This window comes from Acetobacter malorum (assembly GCF_001580615.1).
Lineage (GTDB): Bacteria > Pseudomonadota > Alphaproteobacteria > Acetobacterales > Acetobacteraceae > Acetobacter > Acetobacter malorum.
This window is the reverse complement of the sequence record NZ_LHZC01000052.1, coordinates 109,999-126,975: the sequence shown is the minus strand read 5'-3', so window position 1 is coordinate 126,975 and position 16,977 is coordinate 109,999. Positions and strand designations below refer to the sequence as shown.

Sequence of the window (16,977 nt, the reverse complement as noted above, 5' to 3'; positions counted from 1 at the left end):
ACGCCTTCGGTCCCGTCAGGGGGCAGAATAAAGCCTTTCCCTGACTTCCGAGGCCGTATTATGCTCCGGTCAGTCCTGACTGCGCAACACACAACAGCGCATGGATGCTGGCAGGTGTTGCAGAGCAAAACGGCTGGACTCTACCAGATTTTAAATTATTTGTTTGTTACGAAAGAGAAATTTGCCGTCCATCGGCGCGTAGCAGTATGCTTTGAGGTCATGGGGAATACCGTTCAAAACAGTGCACATCACCTCTCTGGGTCGCACGCCAGAGTAGAGCGCATTTCCGGAGGACTCAGGATCTCCGGTCTCTGTGCGCCGCATCCGGAAGGCGAGAGCATTGCTGAGCAATGTCGCACTGCTCTGGATGTAGGAGCTACCTTACTGGCCGATTATGGCTATTCCATGCAGGATGTGACGCGGGTGACCTATCTGGTCTCTGATACGCGGGATTTTCCGTCCTGTTTCCCCACCCTGCGGCATGTTTTTTCAGCCATTTCCCCGTCCGTGACGCTGATGTGGGTAAAGAAATTTTCCAATCCGCACGTCAAGATCGAGTTTGAACTGGGTGTCGAGCCGCCTCAGGCCTGAGTTTTGGCCACCACGCGGGGCAGGCGGACTGTAAAGCGCGCACCGGCAACATGGCCCTGCGCATCATGCCGGTTTTCCACAGAAATTGTGCCATGCAGGGCATCCACAATCTGGCGGCTGATCGACAGGCCCAGACCGGAATGCTGGCCAAAATGCTCTTCCTTCGGGCGTTCAGAATAAAAACGGTCGAAAATGGAATCGAGCTTGGCCTGAGGGATGCCCGGTCCTTCATCCGAGACGGACAGCGCCACCATATTCCCCACCGGCACGGCCTCCAGCAAAATGCGGCCATTGGGTGGAGAGAAGGAAATGGCGTTCCCGATCAGATTGCGCAGTACCTGCACCAGACGATCTTCCACCGCGAGGACCCTGAGCGGATGTTCGGGTGAATCCCCTTCACTATGCGTCAGGATAATCGGCTCACCCTCCTTACGGGTGGCCTGATGGATTTCCGCCAGAACAGACAGCAGTGGCACAACGGAGATGGCCTCTGTCTGCGCACGCGACATTTCGGCATCCAGTCGGCTGGCGTCGGAAATATCGGTAATCAGGCGGTCCAGACGCAGTACATCGTCATTGATAATGGTCAGCAGGCGACGCTTCTGGTTGAGGTCTTCAATCCGCAGCAGGGTCTCAATAGCCGAGCGGATGGAGGAGAGCGGATTTTTGATCTCGTGGCTGACATCCGCTGCAAAACGCTCAATGGCGTCCATCCGCTTCCACAAGGCTTGCGCGCTGGCCTGAAGCGCGCGGGCCAGATCCCCAATCTCATCCCGACGGGCCAGCAGGCGGGCTGGTACCGTGCCTGTGCGGCCTGAGGACTCGCGCATGATCTGTGCCGAGGCCGCCAGCCGCAGCAGCGGGCGGGCAATAGTGAGTGAGAGATACCATGAGAGTAGCACGGTAATGACCAGCACCATCAGGAACAGGGAGAGGATGGAAGAGCGGATGGCAAATAGCGCCCGGTCCACCTGAGAGGCGGCGCGGGTGAGCTGAATGATCCCAACTGTCCGGCCTTCATGGATCACCGGTTCAGCAACCGTGATAATCAGCCGATTATTCGCCGTGCGCCGGATATAGGGCGGAGCCTCTGGTGGTGGGCGGGAGAACGTACCGTTGGCGTCCGTTGGGCGCGCCGGATCTGCCGGAATGTCCGCTTCATTGGTGTCCAGCGTGACGATGCTGGAGCTGTGACTGCTCCAGAGCCACGTCAGAAGCCGCTCATACACCCCCGGTGGCGGGTGCCGGGAATGGAAAGGTGGTGGCTGATGGTCGTCCGAATGGGCGGGTGGTGGCGCGTGCTGGGGGGCTTCCGGCTGGTCGGCCAGATTATCGGCCAGTAACTGGCCATCGGGGCCAAACAGGCGGGCATGGGCGTTCGGGCTGGGTTCGGTCAGCCGGAGCAGCAGAGGGCGGGCCAGAGCGGATTCAAGGGTGAAACCATCCGGTCCGGCACCGTGCGTATGATTGCTGCGTACGGCAATCTGGCCCAGTGCGCCCGCATAAATGCGGGCCTGTTCCCGCAGGCCTGTGACTTCTGTTGCCAGCAGACTGTTCCGAAACTGATTGAGGAACAGCATGGTGATGGCCAGCAGCACCAGCGGCAGCACATTAACCAGCATGATGCGCCGCATGAGCGGGGAGATCAGCCGTGTGCGGGAGGCCTCATAGGCGGCTGTGGCTTCCACACCACCCTTGCGGGGTGCCTGACCGGGGATGCGGATGCGCCGTAGCCCGGAGGACAGGGTGGACGAGACAGACATGCGTTTCCGGCTTGTCATGCACCGGTCTCAGTCTTCTTTATAGCGGTAGCCAATGCCGTATAGCGTTTCGATCTGATTGAAATTGTCATCCACCTGCCGGAATTTTTTCCGCACCCGTTTGATGTGGCTGTCGATGGTGCGGTCATCCACATACACGGTGTCACCATAGGCGGCATCAATCAGCTGATCGCGTGATTTAACGAGGCCGGGACGCATAGCGAGCGTCTTGACCAGCAGGAATTCCGTGACCGTCAGCGGCACATCTTCCCCGTTCCACGTACATTTATGGCGCAACTCATCCAGAGAGAGCGCACCGCGCACCAGAGCACCTCCCGCGGGCGCGCCGCTGGCTTCTGCACGGCTGGCTTCGTTCCGGCGCAGCAGTGCGCGGATCCGCTCCAGCAGGAGGCGCTGGGAGAAGGGCTTGGTAATATAGTCATCCGCGCCAAGGCGGAGGCCCATCAGCTGGTCAACTTCCTCATCCTTGGAGGAGAGGAAGATCACCGGCAGATGGGAGCGGGCCCGCAGGCGCTGCAACAGTTCCATGCCATCCATGCGGGGCATCTTGATGTCCAGCACGGCCAGATCAACCGGATACGCTGTCAGGCCCTGTAAGGCCGATTCGCCATCGGTATAGGTGCGGACGTGAAAGCCCTCCGCCTCCAGAGTCATCTGGACCGACGTCAGGATATTACGGTCGTCATCAACCAGAGCAATCGTCTGCTTGGTGCGGTCTGCCATGGTATGCGTTTTCCTTCCTCGCGGTCAGCGCAAGCCAGTCAGCATACGCGCATCCTCGCCCGTGCGCTATGGGCAACGGTTTCCAGTTTGTCCAATTTTTGAGCACGTTGCGGCGCGCTTGTAAAATTGGTTGCAAAATCAGCATGGCAGGCGTTGCGGGTCTTGTCGCGTCCCATCACGTTGCTTACTTCTTGAAGCATGACCCAAGATACAGATCCCACACAGGTTGAGACGCAGGCCGCACCGGCTGCGTCCGACCACGTCACCCCGCCTCAGGATGCCGCCGAAGCCGGGGCAGAACAGGCCACCGAGCAGTCTCCCGTCGAGCAGCGCATTGCCGAGCTCGAGCAGGAAGCTGCTGAGATGAAGGAAAAGTGGCTGCGTTCTGAGGCTGAAAACCAGAACCTACGCACCCGCGCCAAGCGCGATGTGGATGACGCCCGCCAGTATGCCGTGCAGAAATTTGCACGGGATGTGGTGGAAGCGGCTGAAAACATGCGCCGCGCGCTCTCCAGCCTGCCGCCTGCGCAGGATGGGGAAGATACGGTTATCACCAAAATGCGTGAGGGGATTGAAAGCACCGAACGGTCTTTTGTCTCCATTCTGGAACGGCATGGCATCAAGTGTGATGACCCGTCCGGCAAGGCGTTTGACGCCAACCTGCATCAGGCCATGGCGGAACAGCCCAGTGCTGAGCATGCACCGGGGACGGTCATGCAAGCCTGGACCCCCACATGGACGCTGCATGGCCGCCTGCTGAAGCCGGCCATGGTGGTGGTGGCTAAGGCCGGAGAATAAATCCAGCTGATAGTGCCCCGGATACCGGACGGAAGATGGAAAAAATTGTTCCCCGCCCGGTGTCTGGACCTTGAAAGAGGTTTTGGGGCACCATACATCAGGCTTAACATTCATGGCCGGTTTTCAGCGTGAAAGCAGGCCGGAAGAGATAGGACCCCGTCCGGTGCTTCGGGCCAGACCGGGTCGCTTAAAGGAGCAGACATGAGTAAAGTTATTGGTATTGACCTCGGCACAACCAACTCCTGCGTTGCAGTGCGTGAAGGCAATGAAAACCGCGTTATTGAAAACAGCGAAGGTGCTCGCACCACCCCGTCCATGGTCGCTTTCACCGAAGGTGGTGAGATGCTGGTCGGGCAGGCTGCAAAACGTCAGGCTGTCACCAACCCGACGAACACGCTTTACGCAGTCAAGCGTCTGATCGGCCGCCGGTATGATGATCCGACCGTGCAGAAAGACAAGGAAATGGTCCCCTACGCCATTGTCAAAGGTGACAACGGTGATGCGTGGGTCGAGGCGCGTGGCAAAGGCTATGCCCCCTCCCAGATTTCCGCTTTCGTGCTCGGCAAGATGAAAGAAACCGCCGAGGCTTACCTTGGTGAAAAAGTGACGCAGGCCGTTATTACGGTTCCGGCTTACTTTAACGATGCCCAGCGTCAGGCCACCAAAGACGCCGGTCGTATTGCTGGTCTTGAAGTCCTGCGTATCATCAACGAACCGACGGCTGCTGCCCTTGCCTATGGCATGGAAAAGAAAAGCGGCGGCACGGTAGCTGTGTATGACCTTGGTGGCGGCACGTTCGACGTTTCCGTTCTGGAAATCTCTGACGGCGTGATCGAAGTGAAATCCACGAACGGTGATACGTTCCTGGGTGGTGAAGACTTCGATAACCGCATCATCGGGTATCTGGCTGACGAGTTCAAACGTGAGCAGGGCATTGACCTGCGGTCTGACAAGCTGGCTCTGCAGCGCCTGAAGGAAGCTGCTGAAAAAGCGAAGATCGAACTGTCTTCCTCCAAGGAAACGGAAATCAACCTGCCGTTCATCACCGCTGACGCTTCCGGTCCGAAGCATCTGGTGCTGAAGCTGACCCGCGCCAAGCTGGAAAGCCTTGTTGATGACCTGATCCAGCGCACGCTGGAACCCTGTAAGGCCGCTCTGAAAGATGCTGGCGTCTCTGCTTCCGAAGTGGATGAAGTCATCCTCGTCGGTGGTATGACCCGTATGCCGAAGGTGATCGAAGCTGTTAAGCAGTTCTTCGGTAAAGACCCGGCCCGCAACGTGAACCCGGATGAAGTGGTTGCCATTGGTGCTGCTATTCAGGGTGCCGTTCTGAAGGGTGACGTGAAAGACGTTCTGCTTCTGGACGTAACGCCGCTGTCTCTGGGTATCGAGACGCTGGGTGGTGTCTTCACTCGTCTGATCGACCGGAACACGACGATCCCGACCAAGAAGAGCCAGACCTTCTCCACGGCGGAAGACAACCAGAACGCTGTGACCATTAAGGTCTATCAGGGCGAACGTGAAATGGCGGCTGATAACAAGCTGCTGGGGAACTTCGACCTGACGGGTATTGCTCCGGCTCCGCGCGGCGTGCCGCAGATTGAAGTGACGTTCGATATCGACGCCAACGGCATTGTGTCCGTGTCTGCTAAGGACAAGGCGACCGGTAAGGAACAGCAGATCAAGATCCAGGCCTCTGGTGGTCTGTCCGACAGCGACATCGACAAGATGGTGAAAGACGCTGAAGCGAACGCTGAAGCCGATAAAGCCAAGCGCGAACAGGTTGAAGTGCGTAACAACGCTGAAAGCCTCGTGCATCAGGTCGAAAAGTCTCTGACGGAAGCTGGTGACAAGGTTCCGGCTGCTGACAAGACGGAAGCTGAAAGCGCGATTGCCGCTGTCAAAACCGCTCTGGAAGGCACCGATGCCGAAGCCATCAAAACAGCCAGCGATCGTCTGACGCAGGCTGCCATGAAGGTGGGCGAAGCCGTCTACAAGGCTGGTCAGGCTGGTGAAGGCGCTCCGGAAGGTGAAGCCGGTGCTGCTGGCGCCAAGCCGAACGACGAAAAAATCGTCGATGCGGACTTTGAAGACGTGAACGACAAAAAGTCCTGATCGGACGCTTTAACCCGCTGCCACCTTGCTTGACGCAGGGTGGTAACGGCTTTTTTCTCCGGCGTCCGCGCTTCCTGGAAGGCGGACGCCGTTTGTCATTTTCAGACATCTGCTGCGCTTTTGTAAAAGGCAGTTTCCTGCAAGAGGACTTCCATGGCCACCAAGATTGATTATTACGAAATTCTTGAAGTTAGCCGGACGGTTTCATCCGATGAACTCAAGAAGGCTTATCGTAAACTGGCCATGAAATATCACCCCGACCGTAACCCCGGGGATGAAGCTGCCGAAGCAAAGTTCAAGGAAATCAATCAGGCGTATGACGTCCTGAAAGATGAGCAGAAGCGCGCAGCTTATGACCGCTTTGGTCATGCAGCCTTTGAAAACGGCGGCGGCGGTGGCCCCGGCGGCTTTGACTTCAACGGCTTTGGTGGCGGTGGTGGTCTGGGCGACATCTTCGAGCAGATGTTTGGCGACATGATGGGTGGCCGCCGTGGCGGGGGCCGTGCCCGCACGGGTAACGATATCCAGACACATGTTGAAATCACGCTGGAAGAAGCCTTCTCCGGCGTGAAGAAAGACGTAAAAATTATCACGCGCGTGGCGTGTGACTCCTGCCACGGCACGGGCTCCAACGCCGGTGAAGCTGGCGTGGAAACCTGCCCGAGCTGCCATGGCGCGGGCAAGGTGCGGGCGCAGCAGGGCTTCTTTGTGGTGGAACGGCCTTGCCCCACCTGCCACGGGGCCGGACGCGTTGTGAAAGACCCCTGTAAAGTCTGCCATGGTGAAGGGACGGTCGAAAAAGAACGGACCCTTGCTGTGCAGATCCCGGCCGGTGTGGAAGACGGCACGCGTATCCGCATTACGGGCGAGGGCGAGTCTGGCGGGCAGGGTGTGCCTGCGGGTGATCTCTATGTGCATGTCTCTGTTTCAGAGCATGGGATTTTCCAGCGTGACGGCGCCAACGTGTATTGCCGCGTGCCGCTCCGTATGGGGCAGGCTGCTCTGGGCACGGAAATTGAAGTGCCGGTGATTGATGGCAACCGCGCCAAGGTGAAAATCCCCGCTGGCACGCAGACCGGCGCGCATTTCCGCCTGCGCGGCAAAGGCTTCTCTGTTCTGCGCTCCAGCGCACGCGGCGATATGTATATTCAGGTGACGGTGGAAACTCCGCAGCACCTGAACAAGCGCCAGAAAGAGCTGCTGGAAGAGTTTGAAAAAGAAGCCGGTGAGAACGTGAAGGGCAGCCCCGAACATACGGGCTTCTTTGCACGCGTTCGGGATTTCTTTGAAAATAAGGGCTGATGCAGGCTCTGCATTTTTCCTGAAGGTTTTCTCCAAAAGCCGGGCACTTTATGTGTCCGGCTTTCTGGTATGGTGGCTGTAAAAAAGAAGGACTTTTCCGCATGACAGATCAAGGGCTGCGTATCGGCATTGCCGGGATTACCGGGCGCGTGGGTCGTTTGCTGGTGGAAGAGGTGCAGGCTGCGGGCGCCGTGCTGGCAGGTGGCACCGTGCGCGATAAAGCGAAAGCGACCGGCCTGCCGGAAGGACTTGCTCTGTTTACGGACATGGCCGGGCTGGCTGCTGTGAGTGATGTGGTGATTGATTTTACCCATGCAGACACTGCTATCCCGCATGCGCAGGCTCTGGCGGACCATGATACTGCGTGGGTGCTGGGCACCACCGGGCTTTCCGAGGCGCAACAGGCGACTGTCCTGAAGGCAGCGGAGACCATCGGGGTTGTGCATGCAGCCAATTTCTCCGCTGGCGTCACGCTGGTGCGTCGGCTGGCGCAGATGATGGGGCAGGCGCTTCCCGCCGAGTCTTATGATGCCGAGATTGTGGAAATGCACCACCGGCAGAAAGTCGATGCGCCGTCCGGCACCGCGCTGGCCATTGGTGAGGCCGTGGCAAAAGGCCGTGGCGTGGCGCTGGTCGACGTGAAGGAGAGCGGGCGTGACGGCCATACCGGCCCGCGCAAGCCGGGTGCCATTGGGTTTGCAGCGCTCCGCGGCGGCCAGATTGTGGGAGAGCACGAGGTTCTGTTTACCTCTGCGGATGAGCAGATCACCCTGACCCATCGGGCGTTTGACCGGCGCGTGTTTGCCACCGGTGCGGTGCGGGCCGCCCTCTGGGTGCAGGACCGTCCTGCCGGGTATTACGGCATGGAAGAGGTGCTTGGCCTGCCGCCCTGCTGAGGGCATTGCACTTTTTTTAAGTTCCTTCCTTATTTACATTTCCCATCGTGATTTTTTCTTTTATCCGCTTCTAAAGGGCTGAATTCTGCGGTCTGTGCCGCAGAATAAGGTCTGCAAAATACTGGAAAAATGCCCGCTGCAGGCCAGCAAAACTATGGTCCTGATGGCTGCATAGCCGCAATACACTTGACCATCGGCCACTATTCCGCCACACGATCCCGTCGCCTTTTCTTAAGGTGGCGGTCACAATTCCTAATTCACTAGTGCGTGGGGCAGACGGCACCATCATGCGTAAAGACGGCGATTTCCTGTTCACTTCGGAATCTGTTTCCGAAGGTCATCCCGACAAGGTTGCGGACCGGATCAGCGATACTGTTCTGGATGCTTATCTTGCAGCGGACCCGGAAGCCCGCGTGGCCTGTGAAACCATGGTGACCACAAACCGGATCATCCTGGCTGGCGAGGTTCGCGGCCCTTCTTCCATCACATCCGAAGGCCTGATTCAGGCTGCGCGCGATGCGGTGAAGGACATTGGTTACGATCAGGAAGGGTTCTCCTGGCGTACGGCTGACGCGGCGAACTACCTGCATGCTCAGTCCGCTGATATTGCAGTGGGCGTGGACAGCGCTGGCGAGAAAGATGAAGGCGCTGGCGATCAGGGCATCATGTTCGGCCACGCGTCCACTGAGACCGACACTCTGATGCCGGCCACCATTTATTATGCACACCGCATCCTGCACGAAATTCGTGATCTGCGCCGTGCGGGTGACCCGCGTGCAGCCGGCCTGCAGCCGGATGCGAAAAGCCAGGTCACACTGCGCTATTCCAACGGTCGCCCCGTTGGCGCCACGTCCGTGGTGATCTCAACCCAGCATGATGAAGGCGTAAGCCAGCAGAAGCTGCGTGAAGAACTGGGTGACATTGTGCGCAACGTGCTGCCGGAAGGCTGGATGCCGCCGGAAGACGAGTTCTACGTCAACCCGACGGGTATCTTCGTCATCGGTGGTCCGGATGGTGACTGCGGTCTGACGGGTCGTAAGATCATTGTGGACACCTATGGTGGTGCAGCGCCGCATGGCGGCGGCGCATTCTCCGGTAAGGACCCCACAAAGGTTGACCGTTCTGCAGCGTATGCCTGCCGCTATCTGGCCAAGAACGTTGTGGCCGCTGGGCTGGCAGAGCGTTGCACGCTTCAGGTGTCCTACGCCATTGGCGTGTCTCATCCGCTGTCCGTGTATGTGGATCTGGATGGCACCGGCAAGGATGTGGACGAAGCCCGTCTGGGTGCCGTGCTGCGTGAGGTCATGGACCTTTCCCCGCGTGGTATCCGTAAGCACCTGCGTCTGAACCGCCCGATTTACGCACAGACGTCTGCTTATGGTCACTTTGGCCGTACGCCGGACGATGCGCGTGATGACTTTACGTGGGAGCGCACCGATCTGGTGGATGCCCTGCGTGGCGCCTTCAACCGCTAAGGTCTGACGACACGATGACGGAGGAAGTACGCGCACCGGACGTTAAGCCGTCGCCCGAACGACTTTATGGGCGACCGCGCGGCCATTCGCTGCGTCCCCGTCAGCAGCGCCTTTTAGATGAGGCGCTGCCCCGTCTGCGCTTTCCGCTGGATCGCGCAGCGGACCCGGCCACAGCCTTTGGCCGCCCGCCTCAGCAAATCTGGTTTGAAGTCGGATTTGGTGGCGGGGAACACGTGGTCGGGCAGCATAATGCCCACCCCGATGTTGGCTATATTGCCTCTGAAGTTTTTGATAACGGCCTGTGCTCCCTGCTGACCCGCTTTGTGCCGGTTGGAGAGGAAGCAACGTCTGCCATCCCCGACATGCTGCGCCTGTGGGATGACGATGCCCGCGTGCTGCTGCGTGCGCTGCCGGATGCCTCCGTGGACCGACTGTTCCTGATGTTCCCGGACCCGTGGCCCAAGGCGCGTCATGCCAAGCGGCGTTTCATGCATCCGGAAAACGTCAGTCTCGTGGCCCGCGTGCTCAAGCCCGGTGCTGTGTGGCGCGTTGCGAGTGATGATCCGACCTATCAGGCATGGGTTGAGGAAGTCATGGCGGCGCAATCGTTTTTTGAAGCCCCGCCGCCCGTTTCCGAACGGCCGGAAGGCTGGTTCCCCACCCGTTACGAAGCGAAAGCCATCGCAGCAGGCCGCCAGCCGCTCTACTGGACCTTTACGCGCCGTTAAGACCTTTTCCGCGGCGCGTAAGGTTGCTCTTGGGCGGCTTGTTGGCTAATGAGCCGCTTTGAAATCAGGTTTAGCCGTGCGAAAGGTCCGACCATGAGCCAGACGACGCAACCCGTGCGCCGCGCGTTAATTTCTGTTTCCGACAAAACGGGGCTTCTTGACCTCGGTCGCGCGCTGGTTGCGCACGGTGCGGAAATCCTTTCCACAGGTGGCTCTGCCCGCGCCCTGCGTGAAGCTGGTCTTCCCGTCACCGAGGTGTCAGATCACACCGGGTTCCCGGAAATTCTGGATGGCCGCGTGAAAACGCTCGTGCCCCAGATCCACGGTGGTATTCTTGGGCGGCGCGATCTGCCCGCTCATGTCGCTCAGATGGAAGAGCACAAGATTGCTCCGATTGATCTGGTTGCGGTCAATCTCTACCCGTTTGAAAAAACGGTCGCCTCCGGCGCTGGCGCTGAAGATTGCATTGAAAATATTGATATTGGTGGCCCCGCGCTCATCCGCGCCGCAGCCAAGAACCACGGCCACGTGGTGGTGCTGACCGATACCGCGCAGTATGCCGGGCTGATTGGGGCTCTGGAGCAGGGTGGCAGCACGCTTGAACAGCGCCGTGCCTATGCTGGTGCTGCTTACGCCCGTACCGCTGCCTATGATGCCGCCATTGCCGCATGGTTTGCTGCACAGGCGCAGGACACGCTGCCGGAACGCTTTGTGCTGGCGGGCCAGCGGGCGGAAGTGCTGCGTTATGGTGAAAACCCGCATCAGCAGGCTGCCTTCTACAAAGATGGCAGCACACGGCCCGGTGTGGCGACGGCTGTGCAGGTGCAGGGCAAGGCTCTGTCCTACAATAACATCAACGATACCGATGCGGCGTTTGAAGCCGTGGCCGAGTTTGACCGCCCCGCTGTGGTTATTGTCAAACACGCCAACCCGTGTGGTGTGGCTGTGGGTGACACCCTGTCTGCCTGCTGGGACAGCGCGCTGCGCTGTGACCCTGTGTCGGCCTTTGGTGGCATTGTTGCCCTCAATCGCACGCTGGACGCAGAAACCGCGACCAAAATCGCTGGCATTTTCACTGAGGTCATCGTCGCTCCGGATGCGGATGAAGAGGCTAAAACCATTCTGGCCCGCAAGAAAAACCTGCGCCTGCTGCTGACGGGCGGCCTGCCGGATGCAGCAGCCTCTGGTGTGGTTGTGCGGTCTGTAGCCGGTGGTTTCCTGGCGCAGACGCGGGATAACGGGCAGATTAAACCCGAGTCCCTGCGTGTGGTGACAAAACGCGCTCCGTCCGCGCAGGAAATGGAAGACCTGATCTTTGCCTTCCGTGTGGCCAAGCACGTGAAGTCCAACGCCATTGTCTATGCCAAAAACGATGCCACGGTTGGGATTGGCGCTGGCCAGATGAGCCGTGTTGACTCCGCGCGTATCGCCGCCAGCAAAAGCGGGGAAGCCGCCAAGGCTGCTGGGCTGGATGCACCGCTCACGCAGGGATCAGTGGCTGCGTCTGACGCGTTCTTCCCGTTTGCAGACGGGCTGGAAACCATTGTGGCCGCAGGAGCGACCGCTGTGATTCAGCCGGGTGGCTCCATCCGCGATGATGAGGTGATTGCTGCTGCGGATGCCGCGGGCATTGCCATGGTCTTTACTGGTATGCGTCATTTCCGCCACTGACACGCTTTTCCGGCTCTTGCCGGACGCGCGTTCCTGACGAACAATGGCGCACAGTCTTCCTTATTCTGGCCTGAAGTCCGTAAAGCCTCAGGCCAGATTTCTCTAGTCGGTTGATCCATGCGCCATCTGTTCTCCCTTCCAGCTTTCCTTTTGGCTTCTTCTGTAGCCGTCGCGGCCCCTGCCCATAAGGCACCCGCCGGGCAGCAGAATGCGGCAAGCTTTGCTTCTCACCAGACGGTGACGGAAAAGGAAGCTGACGGGGTTTATGACCTCTCAGGCCTGCCGCATTTTAACGGGCAGGTCGCGCAGTTTCTGCCCTCCTCCCACGGCAGTGTGGTCGGGTTCATTCTGCATGATGGCACGCAGGTGTTCATCTCCCCGGATCAGGGCCATACGCTGGCCGGTCTGATTAAACCCGGTGATACGGTGGATATCCGTGGTCTGAAAGGCCGCACGCTCCCCATTATCCGCGCTTTTGGCCTCACCAGCCCGCGTGGCCGGGGCATGCAGGACACTTTTATTGCCATGCCCCGCCAGTCTACCGAGATGATCGCCGGGCCTGATCTGGTGCTGCATGGCGAAGTCTGGATGCCGCTCTATGATCTGGACGGCCAGTTGAACGGCGCGGTGCTAAAAGACCATTCCGTTATTTATCTCCCCCCGCGTGAGGCCACGCGTCTGGCTGCCTGGCTCAAGCCGGGTCAGACGCTTTATGCTGTGGGCACAGGTAGTAGCGGGGAACTGGGCGTTGCAATTGACGCGCGGGAAATCGGCCCCGCCTCCAACCAGATGGTTGGAGTTGCTGTAGGCAATGCGCCCCCGCCGGGTCCGGCGCCGGGCAGTGCCGGGTATGACATCATTCCGGGGTCTGAAGGCCACTAACAGGCGCGTTTGAATACATATCTCGTTTCTCAACCGAGAGAACTTTTTGAGTCTTCCTGCGTTGGATTGGGGGAAGCGTAAAGCCGGGGTGCTCTTCCGGAGCAACTACGGAGTTCTTAAGGAGAGACGAGATGGCTATTTTACGGTGGGTTCTGACCTTTCTGATATTGGCGTTGATTGCCTCCCTGTTTGGGTTTGGCGGTGCCGCGTCCAGCTTTGCTGGTGTTGCTAAAATTCTGCTGTTTATTTTTGTGGTGCTGCTGGTGGTCAGCTTCTTCTTTGGCCGCACACCCAGATAGCACGGGGCTTATCCCCAAAAGCCTTCGTGGCTGATTAACAATAAAAAAGCGTGTGGCCCCATCAGGCTACACGCTTTTTTTATGGGTCTGCCTTTAACGGGACTGTTTAAAAAAGCTCAGGCTTTCAGGCGCAAAAGAGGACCCTATGGAACAGATTAGCTGGTCAGATTTTGAAAAGGTGATGGTTGTGGCGGGGACTATCCTCCGTGCAGAGCCGTTTCCGGAAGCGCGGAAGCCTGCTTATAAAATCTGGGTAGATTTTGGGCCGTATGGGGAGCGTAAAACCAGCGCACAAGTCACGCGCCTCTACACGCCGGAAACCCTTATCGGACGGCAGATTATCGGGATTATCAATTTTCCTGAAAAGCAGATCGGGCCGTTTCGTTCCGAGTTCTTGCTCTCAGGGTTTGAAACGGAAAACGGCGTCGTGCTGGCGGCGCTGGAAAGGCCTGTGCCCAACGGCACCCGGCTCAGTTGAGGCCGCGCTAAAAAATCTGCCGGGCGCAGCCATGCGAGCGATAAAGTCTCGATGGTCCATGAACCCCGTGACCGATACATCCGGTGGCTCATAAAAAAAGAGAGACGCAGCAACTACCACGTCTCTCTTTCTCTGTTCAGCACATATTTAGATTGAAGGGCGCTTACCCTTCAATCTGACTGAAATCCGCAATCAGGCGCATCATCCGGCCCAGACGTGCGAGCAACCGCAGGCGGTTGAGGCGCAGCGGGGCGTCCGGTGCGTTGACGGTGACGTCCTCAAAGAACTTATCCAGCGGTGCGCGGAGGCTGGCGGCTTCCCGCATAGCGTCGGTAAAGCGTTCTTCTGCAAACGCCTTTTCAACAGCGGGTTCAACCCGGTCCAGCGTGGCGGCCAGAGCCTGTTCTTCCGGCTGGGTAAACAGGGCCGGGTCCGGCGCGCCTTCATGCGGGCCATCCTTGCGATCTTCAATCCGTAGGATGTTGGCAGCGCGACGGGTGGCAGCCAGCAGATTTTTGCCGTCTTCCGTTTCCAGCATGGTTTCCAGCGCCTGTGCGCGGGCCAGAAGGCGGGTGATGTCCGTATCAGTATTGCCGGTGGAAATAGCGGCGAGGCAGTCATACCGCGCACCTTCCGAGCGCAGCTGAACACGCAGGCGCTCCGCCATAAACTGCGGCAGCTGAGCCAGATCCGGCGCATCGCGCAGGGCTTCCGGCAGAGCTTCAGCCGCCAGCAGGAACAGCTTGACCAGATCCAGACGCAGGCCGTTCTCACGGATCAGGCGGATAATGCCCAGAGCCGCGCGGCGCAGACCAAAGGGGTCGCCCGAGCCGGACGGTTTTTCACCGGCGGCAAAGAACGCGGCCACCATGTCAAACCGGTCAGCTAGTCCCAGCACGACAGAAACCGGAGCGGTCGGTACGGTGTCGCCCGGGCCGCGCGGCATATACTGCTCGCTAATGGCCTGACAGACTGCAGGCGTTTCGCCGTCATGCTGTGCGTAATAGCCACCCATCACGCCCTGCAGTTCCGGGAATTCCCCCACCATGCCGGTGGTCAGGTCCGTTTTGCTCAGTTCGGCTGCGCGTTCACAGTCAGCTTTAGGCGCGCCAACCATCGGGGCAATCAGCCCGGCCAGACGCACCATGCGGCGTGTCCGGTCACCCTGGCTGCCAAGTTTGGCGTGGAAGGTAATGGCATCCAGCGCGCTCAGGCGAGAGGCGAGGGTCTGTTTGCGGTCCAGATCCCAGAAGTGCCGTGCATCTGCAAAACGGGCGCGTAACACGCGCTCATTGCCGGTCACAATCAGCGTGCCGTCATCTGCCGGGACAATATTGGCCACAAAGGCAAAGCGCGGGGCAGCGGACCCATCCCCGTTGCGCAGGGCAAAATAGCGCTGGTTGACGCGCATGGAGACCTGCATCACCTCGGCGGGCAGATCCATGTATTTCTCGTCAATCCGGCCAAGGAACGGCACCGGCCATTCCACCAGTCCGGCGACTTCATCCACCAGTCCAGAATCCGGCACAAGGGCCAGACCTTCGGAGGAGGCAAGGGCCGTGAGGCCTGTAACAATGGTTTCCCGACGGTCTGCCGCATGCACCTGCACATGGCGGGCCTTGAGTGTGTCCTGCCATTCCGCCGCACTGCTGACAGTCACAGCACCCGGGGAAAGGAAGCGATGGCCTTCTGTCTGGTTGCCAGACTGGAGGTCGTGGCCGTTATCGTCACCCTGCGCGAGAGAGAACGGCACAGTCTCACCGTTCAGAATGCACAGAATGCGACGCAGCGGACGCACCCACGTAAACGCGCTCCCCTGGCCCCAGCGCATGGATTTCGGCCATGGGAAGCGGCGCAGCAGGTCCGGCATAATGGCGGCAATATGCTCTTTGGCGCTGATGGCGGGTTCTTCCCGCTCCAGCACCCAGAAGCCGTTTTGCAGGGTCAGGACATCCTGCGTCACGCCGTGTTTGCGGGTGAAGCCTTGCAGAGCCTTTTCCGGCGCGCTTTCACGCGGGCCGCGTTCAGACACTGTGCGGCCGGGCACGTTGGCGTCCAGCGTGCAGGAGGCGGCAATACGGCGCGGACCGGTATAGGCCACAGCGTCTTTCGGGTTCAGCGGGGCCAGTGCGTCAGACAGCAGGCGCAGCAGATGCTCGCCAGCCTGCTGCTGCATGCGGGCGGGAATTTCTTCTGAAAAAAGTTCTATCAGCAGTTCGGGCATGATCTTATTTGTCCTCGCCAGCCAGCCAGGTCTCACAGCACAGTTTTGCCAGCGTCCGCACACGGCCAATATAGGCAGCGCGCTCGCTCACGCTGATCACGCCGCGCGCATCCAGCAGGTTGAACAGATGGCTGGCCTTCAGGCACTGGTCATAGGCAGGCTGGGCCACACCGGCTTCCGCCAGGGCAGCACTTTCTTTTTCTGCATCGGCAAAGTGGCGGAACAGCAGTTCCGTATCCGCCAGCTCAAAGTTATGGCGGGAATAGTCCTGCTCGGCGCGCAGAAAGACATCGCCGTAGGTCAGGCCGGTCCCGTTGTAATCGAGGTCATAGACGTTCTCGACGCCCTGCACATACATGGCCAGACGTTCCAGCCCGTAGGTCAGCTCCGTGGAAGGCAGGACGACCGGAATACCGCCTACCTGCTGGAAGTAGGTAAACTGGGTGACTTCCATCCCGTCACACCAGACTTCCCAGCCCAGACCCCATGCGCCGATGGTCGGGTTTTCCCAGTCATCTTCCACAAAGCGGATATCGTGCCGGTCCGGGTCAATCCCGATGGCGCGGTAGCTGTCCAGCAGGAGTTTCTGGCTTTCTTCCGGCGTGGGCTTCAGCAGCACCTGATACTGGTAATAATGCTGGAGCCGGTTGGGGTTTTCCCCGTAGCGACCATCGGACGGCCGACGGCAGGGCTGCACATAGGCAGCCTTCCACGGTGTGCTGCCCAGCGCCCGCAGTGTGGTGTGGGGGGAAAGCGTGCCCGCGCCAATTTCCTGGTCATAGGGCTGGAGAATGGCGCACCCCTGCTTTGACCAGAACTGGTGAAGGGTCAGGATCAGGTCCTGAAAAGAAAGAGGCCGCTCGGTAGGGCGGGGAGACGCCGGGTCCATGGTCAGGGTGAAACTCCGCAGTAGGACAGTCAGGATGTGCGCAGAGCGCGCACGGCGGGGCACACCATACAGGGGCGCTGCGCATTCAGGAAGAGAAGGCATGCAACTCCCTGCAGCTCTCCTCT

The 16,977-nt window shown here is 59.3% G+C and carries 15 protein-coding genes; 11 read left to right on the top strand and 4 right to left on the bottom strand.

Annotation, left to right across the window (positions count from 1 at the left end; genetic code table 11):
- The first annotated feature begins 60 nt into the window (after nucleotides 1-60).
- Nucleotides 61-591, top strand: coding sequence for a Rid family hydrolase (locus AD930_RS10400; RefSeq protein WP_061506170.1), 531 nt, complete (start codon nucleotides 61-63; stop codon nucleotides 589-591).
- Here the strand turns inward: AD930_RS10400 and AD930_RS10395 are convergent.
- A complete protein-coding gene (locus tag AD930_RS10395) occupies nucleotides 582-2,372 on the bottom strand; it encodes an ATP-binding protein (protein ID WP_043551286.1) in 1,791 nt (596 codons plus the stop codon). The two genes, AD930_RS10400 and AD930_RS10395, sit on opposite strands and share 10 nt — an antisense overlap.
- 9 nt (nucleotides 2,373-2,381) lie before the next feature.
- Nucleotides 2,382-3,095, bottom strand: coding sequence for a response regulator transcription factor (locus AD930_RS10390; RefSeq protein WP_043551284.1), 714 nt, complete (start codon nucleotides 3,093-3,095; stop codon nucleotides 2,382-2,384).
- 198 nt (nucleotides 3,096-3,293) lie between these two features.
- On the opposite strand from AD930_RS10390, the gene AD930_RS10385 reads away from it, so the two are divergent.
- The 10 genes from AD930_RS10385 (at nucleotide 3,294) to AD930_RS10345 (ending at nucleotide 13,739) form a co-directional block, all read left to right on the top strand.
- The gene (locus AD930_RS10385) at nucleotides 3,294-3,893 is read left to right on the top strand and encodes a nucleotide exchange factor GrpE (RefSeq protein ID WP_061506169.1); all 600 of its coding nucleotides are present in this window, start codon (nucleotides 3,294-3,296) and stop codon (nucleotides 3,891-3,893) included.
- Between the two features lie 201 nt (nucleotides 3,894-4,094).
- Complete coding sequence (dnaK, locus tag AD930_RS10380) at nucleotides 4,095-6,008, top strand: molecular chaperone DnaK (RefSeq protein ID WP_061492219.1); 1,914 nt, start codon at nucleotides 4,095-4,097, stop codon at nucleotides 6,006-6,008.
- A gap of 153 nt (nucleotides 6,009-6,161) precedes the next feature.
- A complete protein-coding gene (dnaJ, locus tag AD930_RS10375; RefSeq protein ID WP_061492218.1) occupies nucleotides 6,162-7,310 on the top strand; it encodes a molecular chaperone DnaJ in 1,149 nt (382 codons plus the stop codon).
- A gap of 101 nt (nucleotides 7,311-7,411) precedes the next feature.
- A complete protein-coding gene (gene dapB, locus AD930_RS10370; protein WP_061506202.1) occupies nucleotides 7,412-8,206 on the top strand; it encodes a 4-hydroxy-tetrahydrodipicolinate reductase in 795 nt (264 codons plus the stop codon).
- A gap of 287 nt (nucleotides 8,207-8,493) precedes the next feature.
- Nucleotides 8,494-9,681: a methionine adenosyltransferase gene (metK, locus tag AD930_RS10365; RefSeq protein WP_043551280.1), complete on the top strand. Its 1,188-nt coding sequence runs from the start codon at nucleotides 8,494-8,496 to the stop codon at nucleotides 9,679-9,681.
- 14 nt (nucleotides 9,682-9,695) lie between these two features.
- Nucleotides 9,696-10,409, top strand: coding sequence for a tRNA (guanine(46)-N(7))-methyltransferase TrmB (gene trmB / locus AD930_RS10360; RefSeq protein WP_061502183.1), 714 nt, complete (start codon nucleotides 9,696-9,698; stop codon nucleotides 10,407-10,409).
- A gap of 93 nt (nucleotides 10,410-10,502) precedes the next feature.
- Nucleotides 10,503-12,080 (top strand): bifunctional phosphoribosylaminoimidazolecarboxamide formyltransferase/IMP cyclohydrolase, encoded by a 1,578-nt coding sequence (gene purH / locus AD930_RS10355; RefSeq protein WP_061506168.1) that lies wholly within the window; start codon nucleotides 10,503-10,505, stop codon nucleotides 12,078-12,080.
- A gap of 150 nt (nucleotides 12,081-12,230) precedes the next feature.
- Entirely contained in the window at nucleotides 12,231-12,962 is a 732-nt protein-coding gene (locus tag AD930_RS10350; RefSeq protein ID WP_244150564.1) for a hypothetical protein, read from the top strand.
- 131 nt (nucleotides 12,963-13,093) lie between these two features.
- On the top strand, nucleotides 13,094-13,261 hold the full coding sequence (locus AD930_RS17430; RefSeq protein ID WP_043551274.1) for a DUF1328 domain-containing protein: 168 nt from the start codon (nucleotides 13,094-13,096) through the stop codon (nucleotides 13,259-13,261).
- A gap of 145 nt (nucleotides 13,262-13,406) precedes the next feature.
- Nucleotides 13,407-13,739: a tRNA-binding protein gene (locus AD930_RS10345; RefSeq protein ID WP_061506166.1), complete on the top strand. Its 333-nt coding sequence runs from the start codon at nucleotides 13,407-13,409 to the stop codon at nucleotides 13,737-13,739.
- A gap of 163 nt (nucleotides 13,740-13,902) precedes the next feature.
- On the opposite strand, the gene glyS is transcribed toward AD930_RS10345, so the two are convergent.
- Both glyS and AD930_RS10335 read right to left on the bottom strand, forming a co-directional pair.
- A complete protein-coding gene (gene glyS, locus AD930_RS10340; RefSeq protein WP_061506165.1) occupies nucleotides 13,903-15,963 on the bottom strand; it encodes a glycine--tRNA ligase subunit beta in 2,061 nt (686 codons plus the stop codon).
- A gap of 4 nt (nucleotides 15,964-15,967) precedes the next feature.
- Nucleotides 15,968-16,852, bottom strand: coding sequence for a glycine--tRNA ligase subunit alpha (locus AD930_RS10335; protein ID WP_061492225.1), 885 nt, complete (start codon nucleotides 16,850-16,852; stop codon nucleotides 15,968-15,970).
- Nucleotides 16,853-16,977 lie beyond the last annotated feature (125 nt).

Bases quoted from the DNA above. Each gene is read 5' to 3' on its own strand.
- AD930_RS10400 (WP_061506170.1), top strand. From the start codon at position 61: ATGCTCCGGTCAGTCCTGACTGCGCAACACACAACAGCGCATGGATGC.
- AD930_RS10395 (WP_043551286.1), bottom strand. From the start codon at position 2,372: ATGACAAGCCGGAAACGCATGTCTGTCTCGTCCACCCTGTCCTCCGGG.
- AD930_RS10390 (WP_043551284.1), bottom strand. From the start codon at position 3,095: ATGGCAGACCGCACCAAGCAGACGATTGCTCTGGTTGATGACGACCGT.
- AD930_RS10385 (WP_061506169.1), top strand. From the start codon at position 3,294: ATGACCCAAGATACAGATCCCACACAGGTTGAGACGCAGGCCGCACCG.
- dnaK (WP_061492219.1), top strand. From the start codon at position 4,095: ATGAGTAAAGTTATTGGTATTGACCTCGGCACAACCAACTCCTGCGTT.
- dnaJ (WP_061492218.1), top strand. From the start codon at position 6,162: ATGGCCACCAAGATTGATTATTACGAAATTCTTGAAGTTAGCCGGACG.
- dapB (WP_061506202.1), top strand. From the start codon at position 7,412: ATGACAGATCAAGGGCTGCGTATCGGCATTGCCGGGATTACCGGGCGC.
- metK (WP_043551280.1), top strand. From the start codon at position 8,494: ATGCGTAAAGACGGCGATTTCCTGTTCACTTCGGAATCTGTTTCCGAA.
- trmB (WP_061502183.1), top strand. From the start codon at position 9,696: ATGACGGAGGAAGTACGCGCACCGGACGTTAAGCCGTCGCCCGAACGA.
- purH (WP_061506168.1), top strand. From the start codon at position 10,503: ATGAGCCAGACGACGCAACCCGTGCGCCGCGCGTTAATTTCTGTTTCC.
- AD930_RS17430 (WP_043551274.1), top strand. From the start codon at position 13,094: ATGGCTATTTTACGGTGGGTTCTGACCTTTCTGATATTGGCGTTGATT.
- AD930_RS10345 (WP_061506166.1), top strand. From the start codon at position 13,407: ATGGAACAGATTAGCTGGTCAGATTTTGAAAAGGTGATGGTTGTGGCG.
- glyS (WP_061506165.1), bottom strand. From the start codon at position 15,963: ATGCCCGAACTGCTGATAGAACTTTTTTCAGAAGAAATTCCCGCCCGC.
- AD930_RS10335 (WP_061492225.1), bottom strand. From the start codon at position 16,852: ATGGACCCGGCGTCTCCCCGCCCTACCGAGCGGCCTCTTTCTTTTCAG.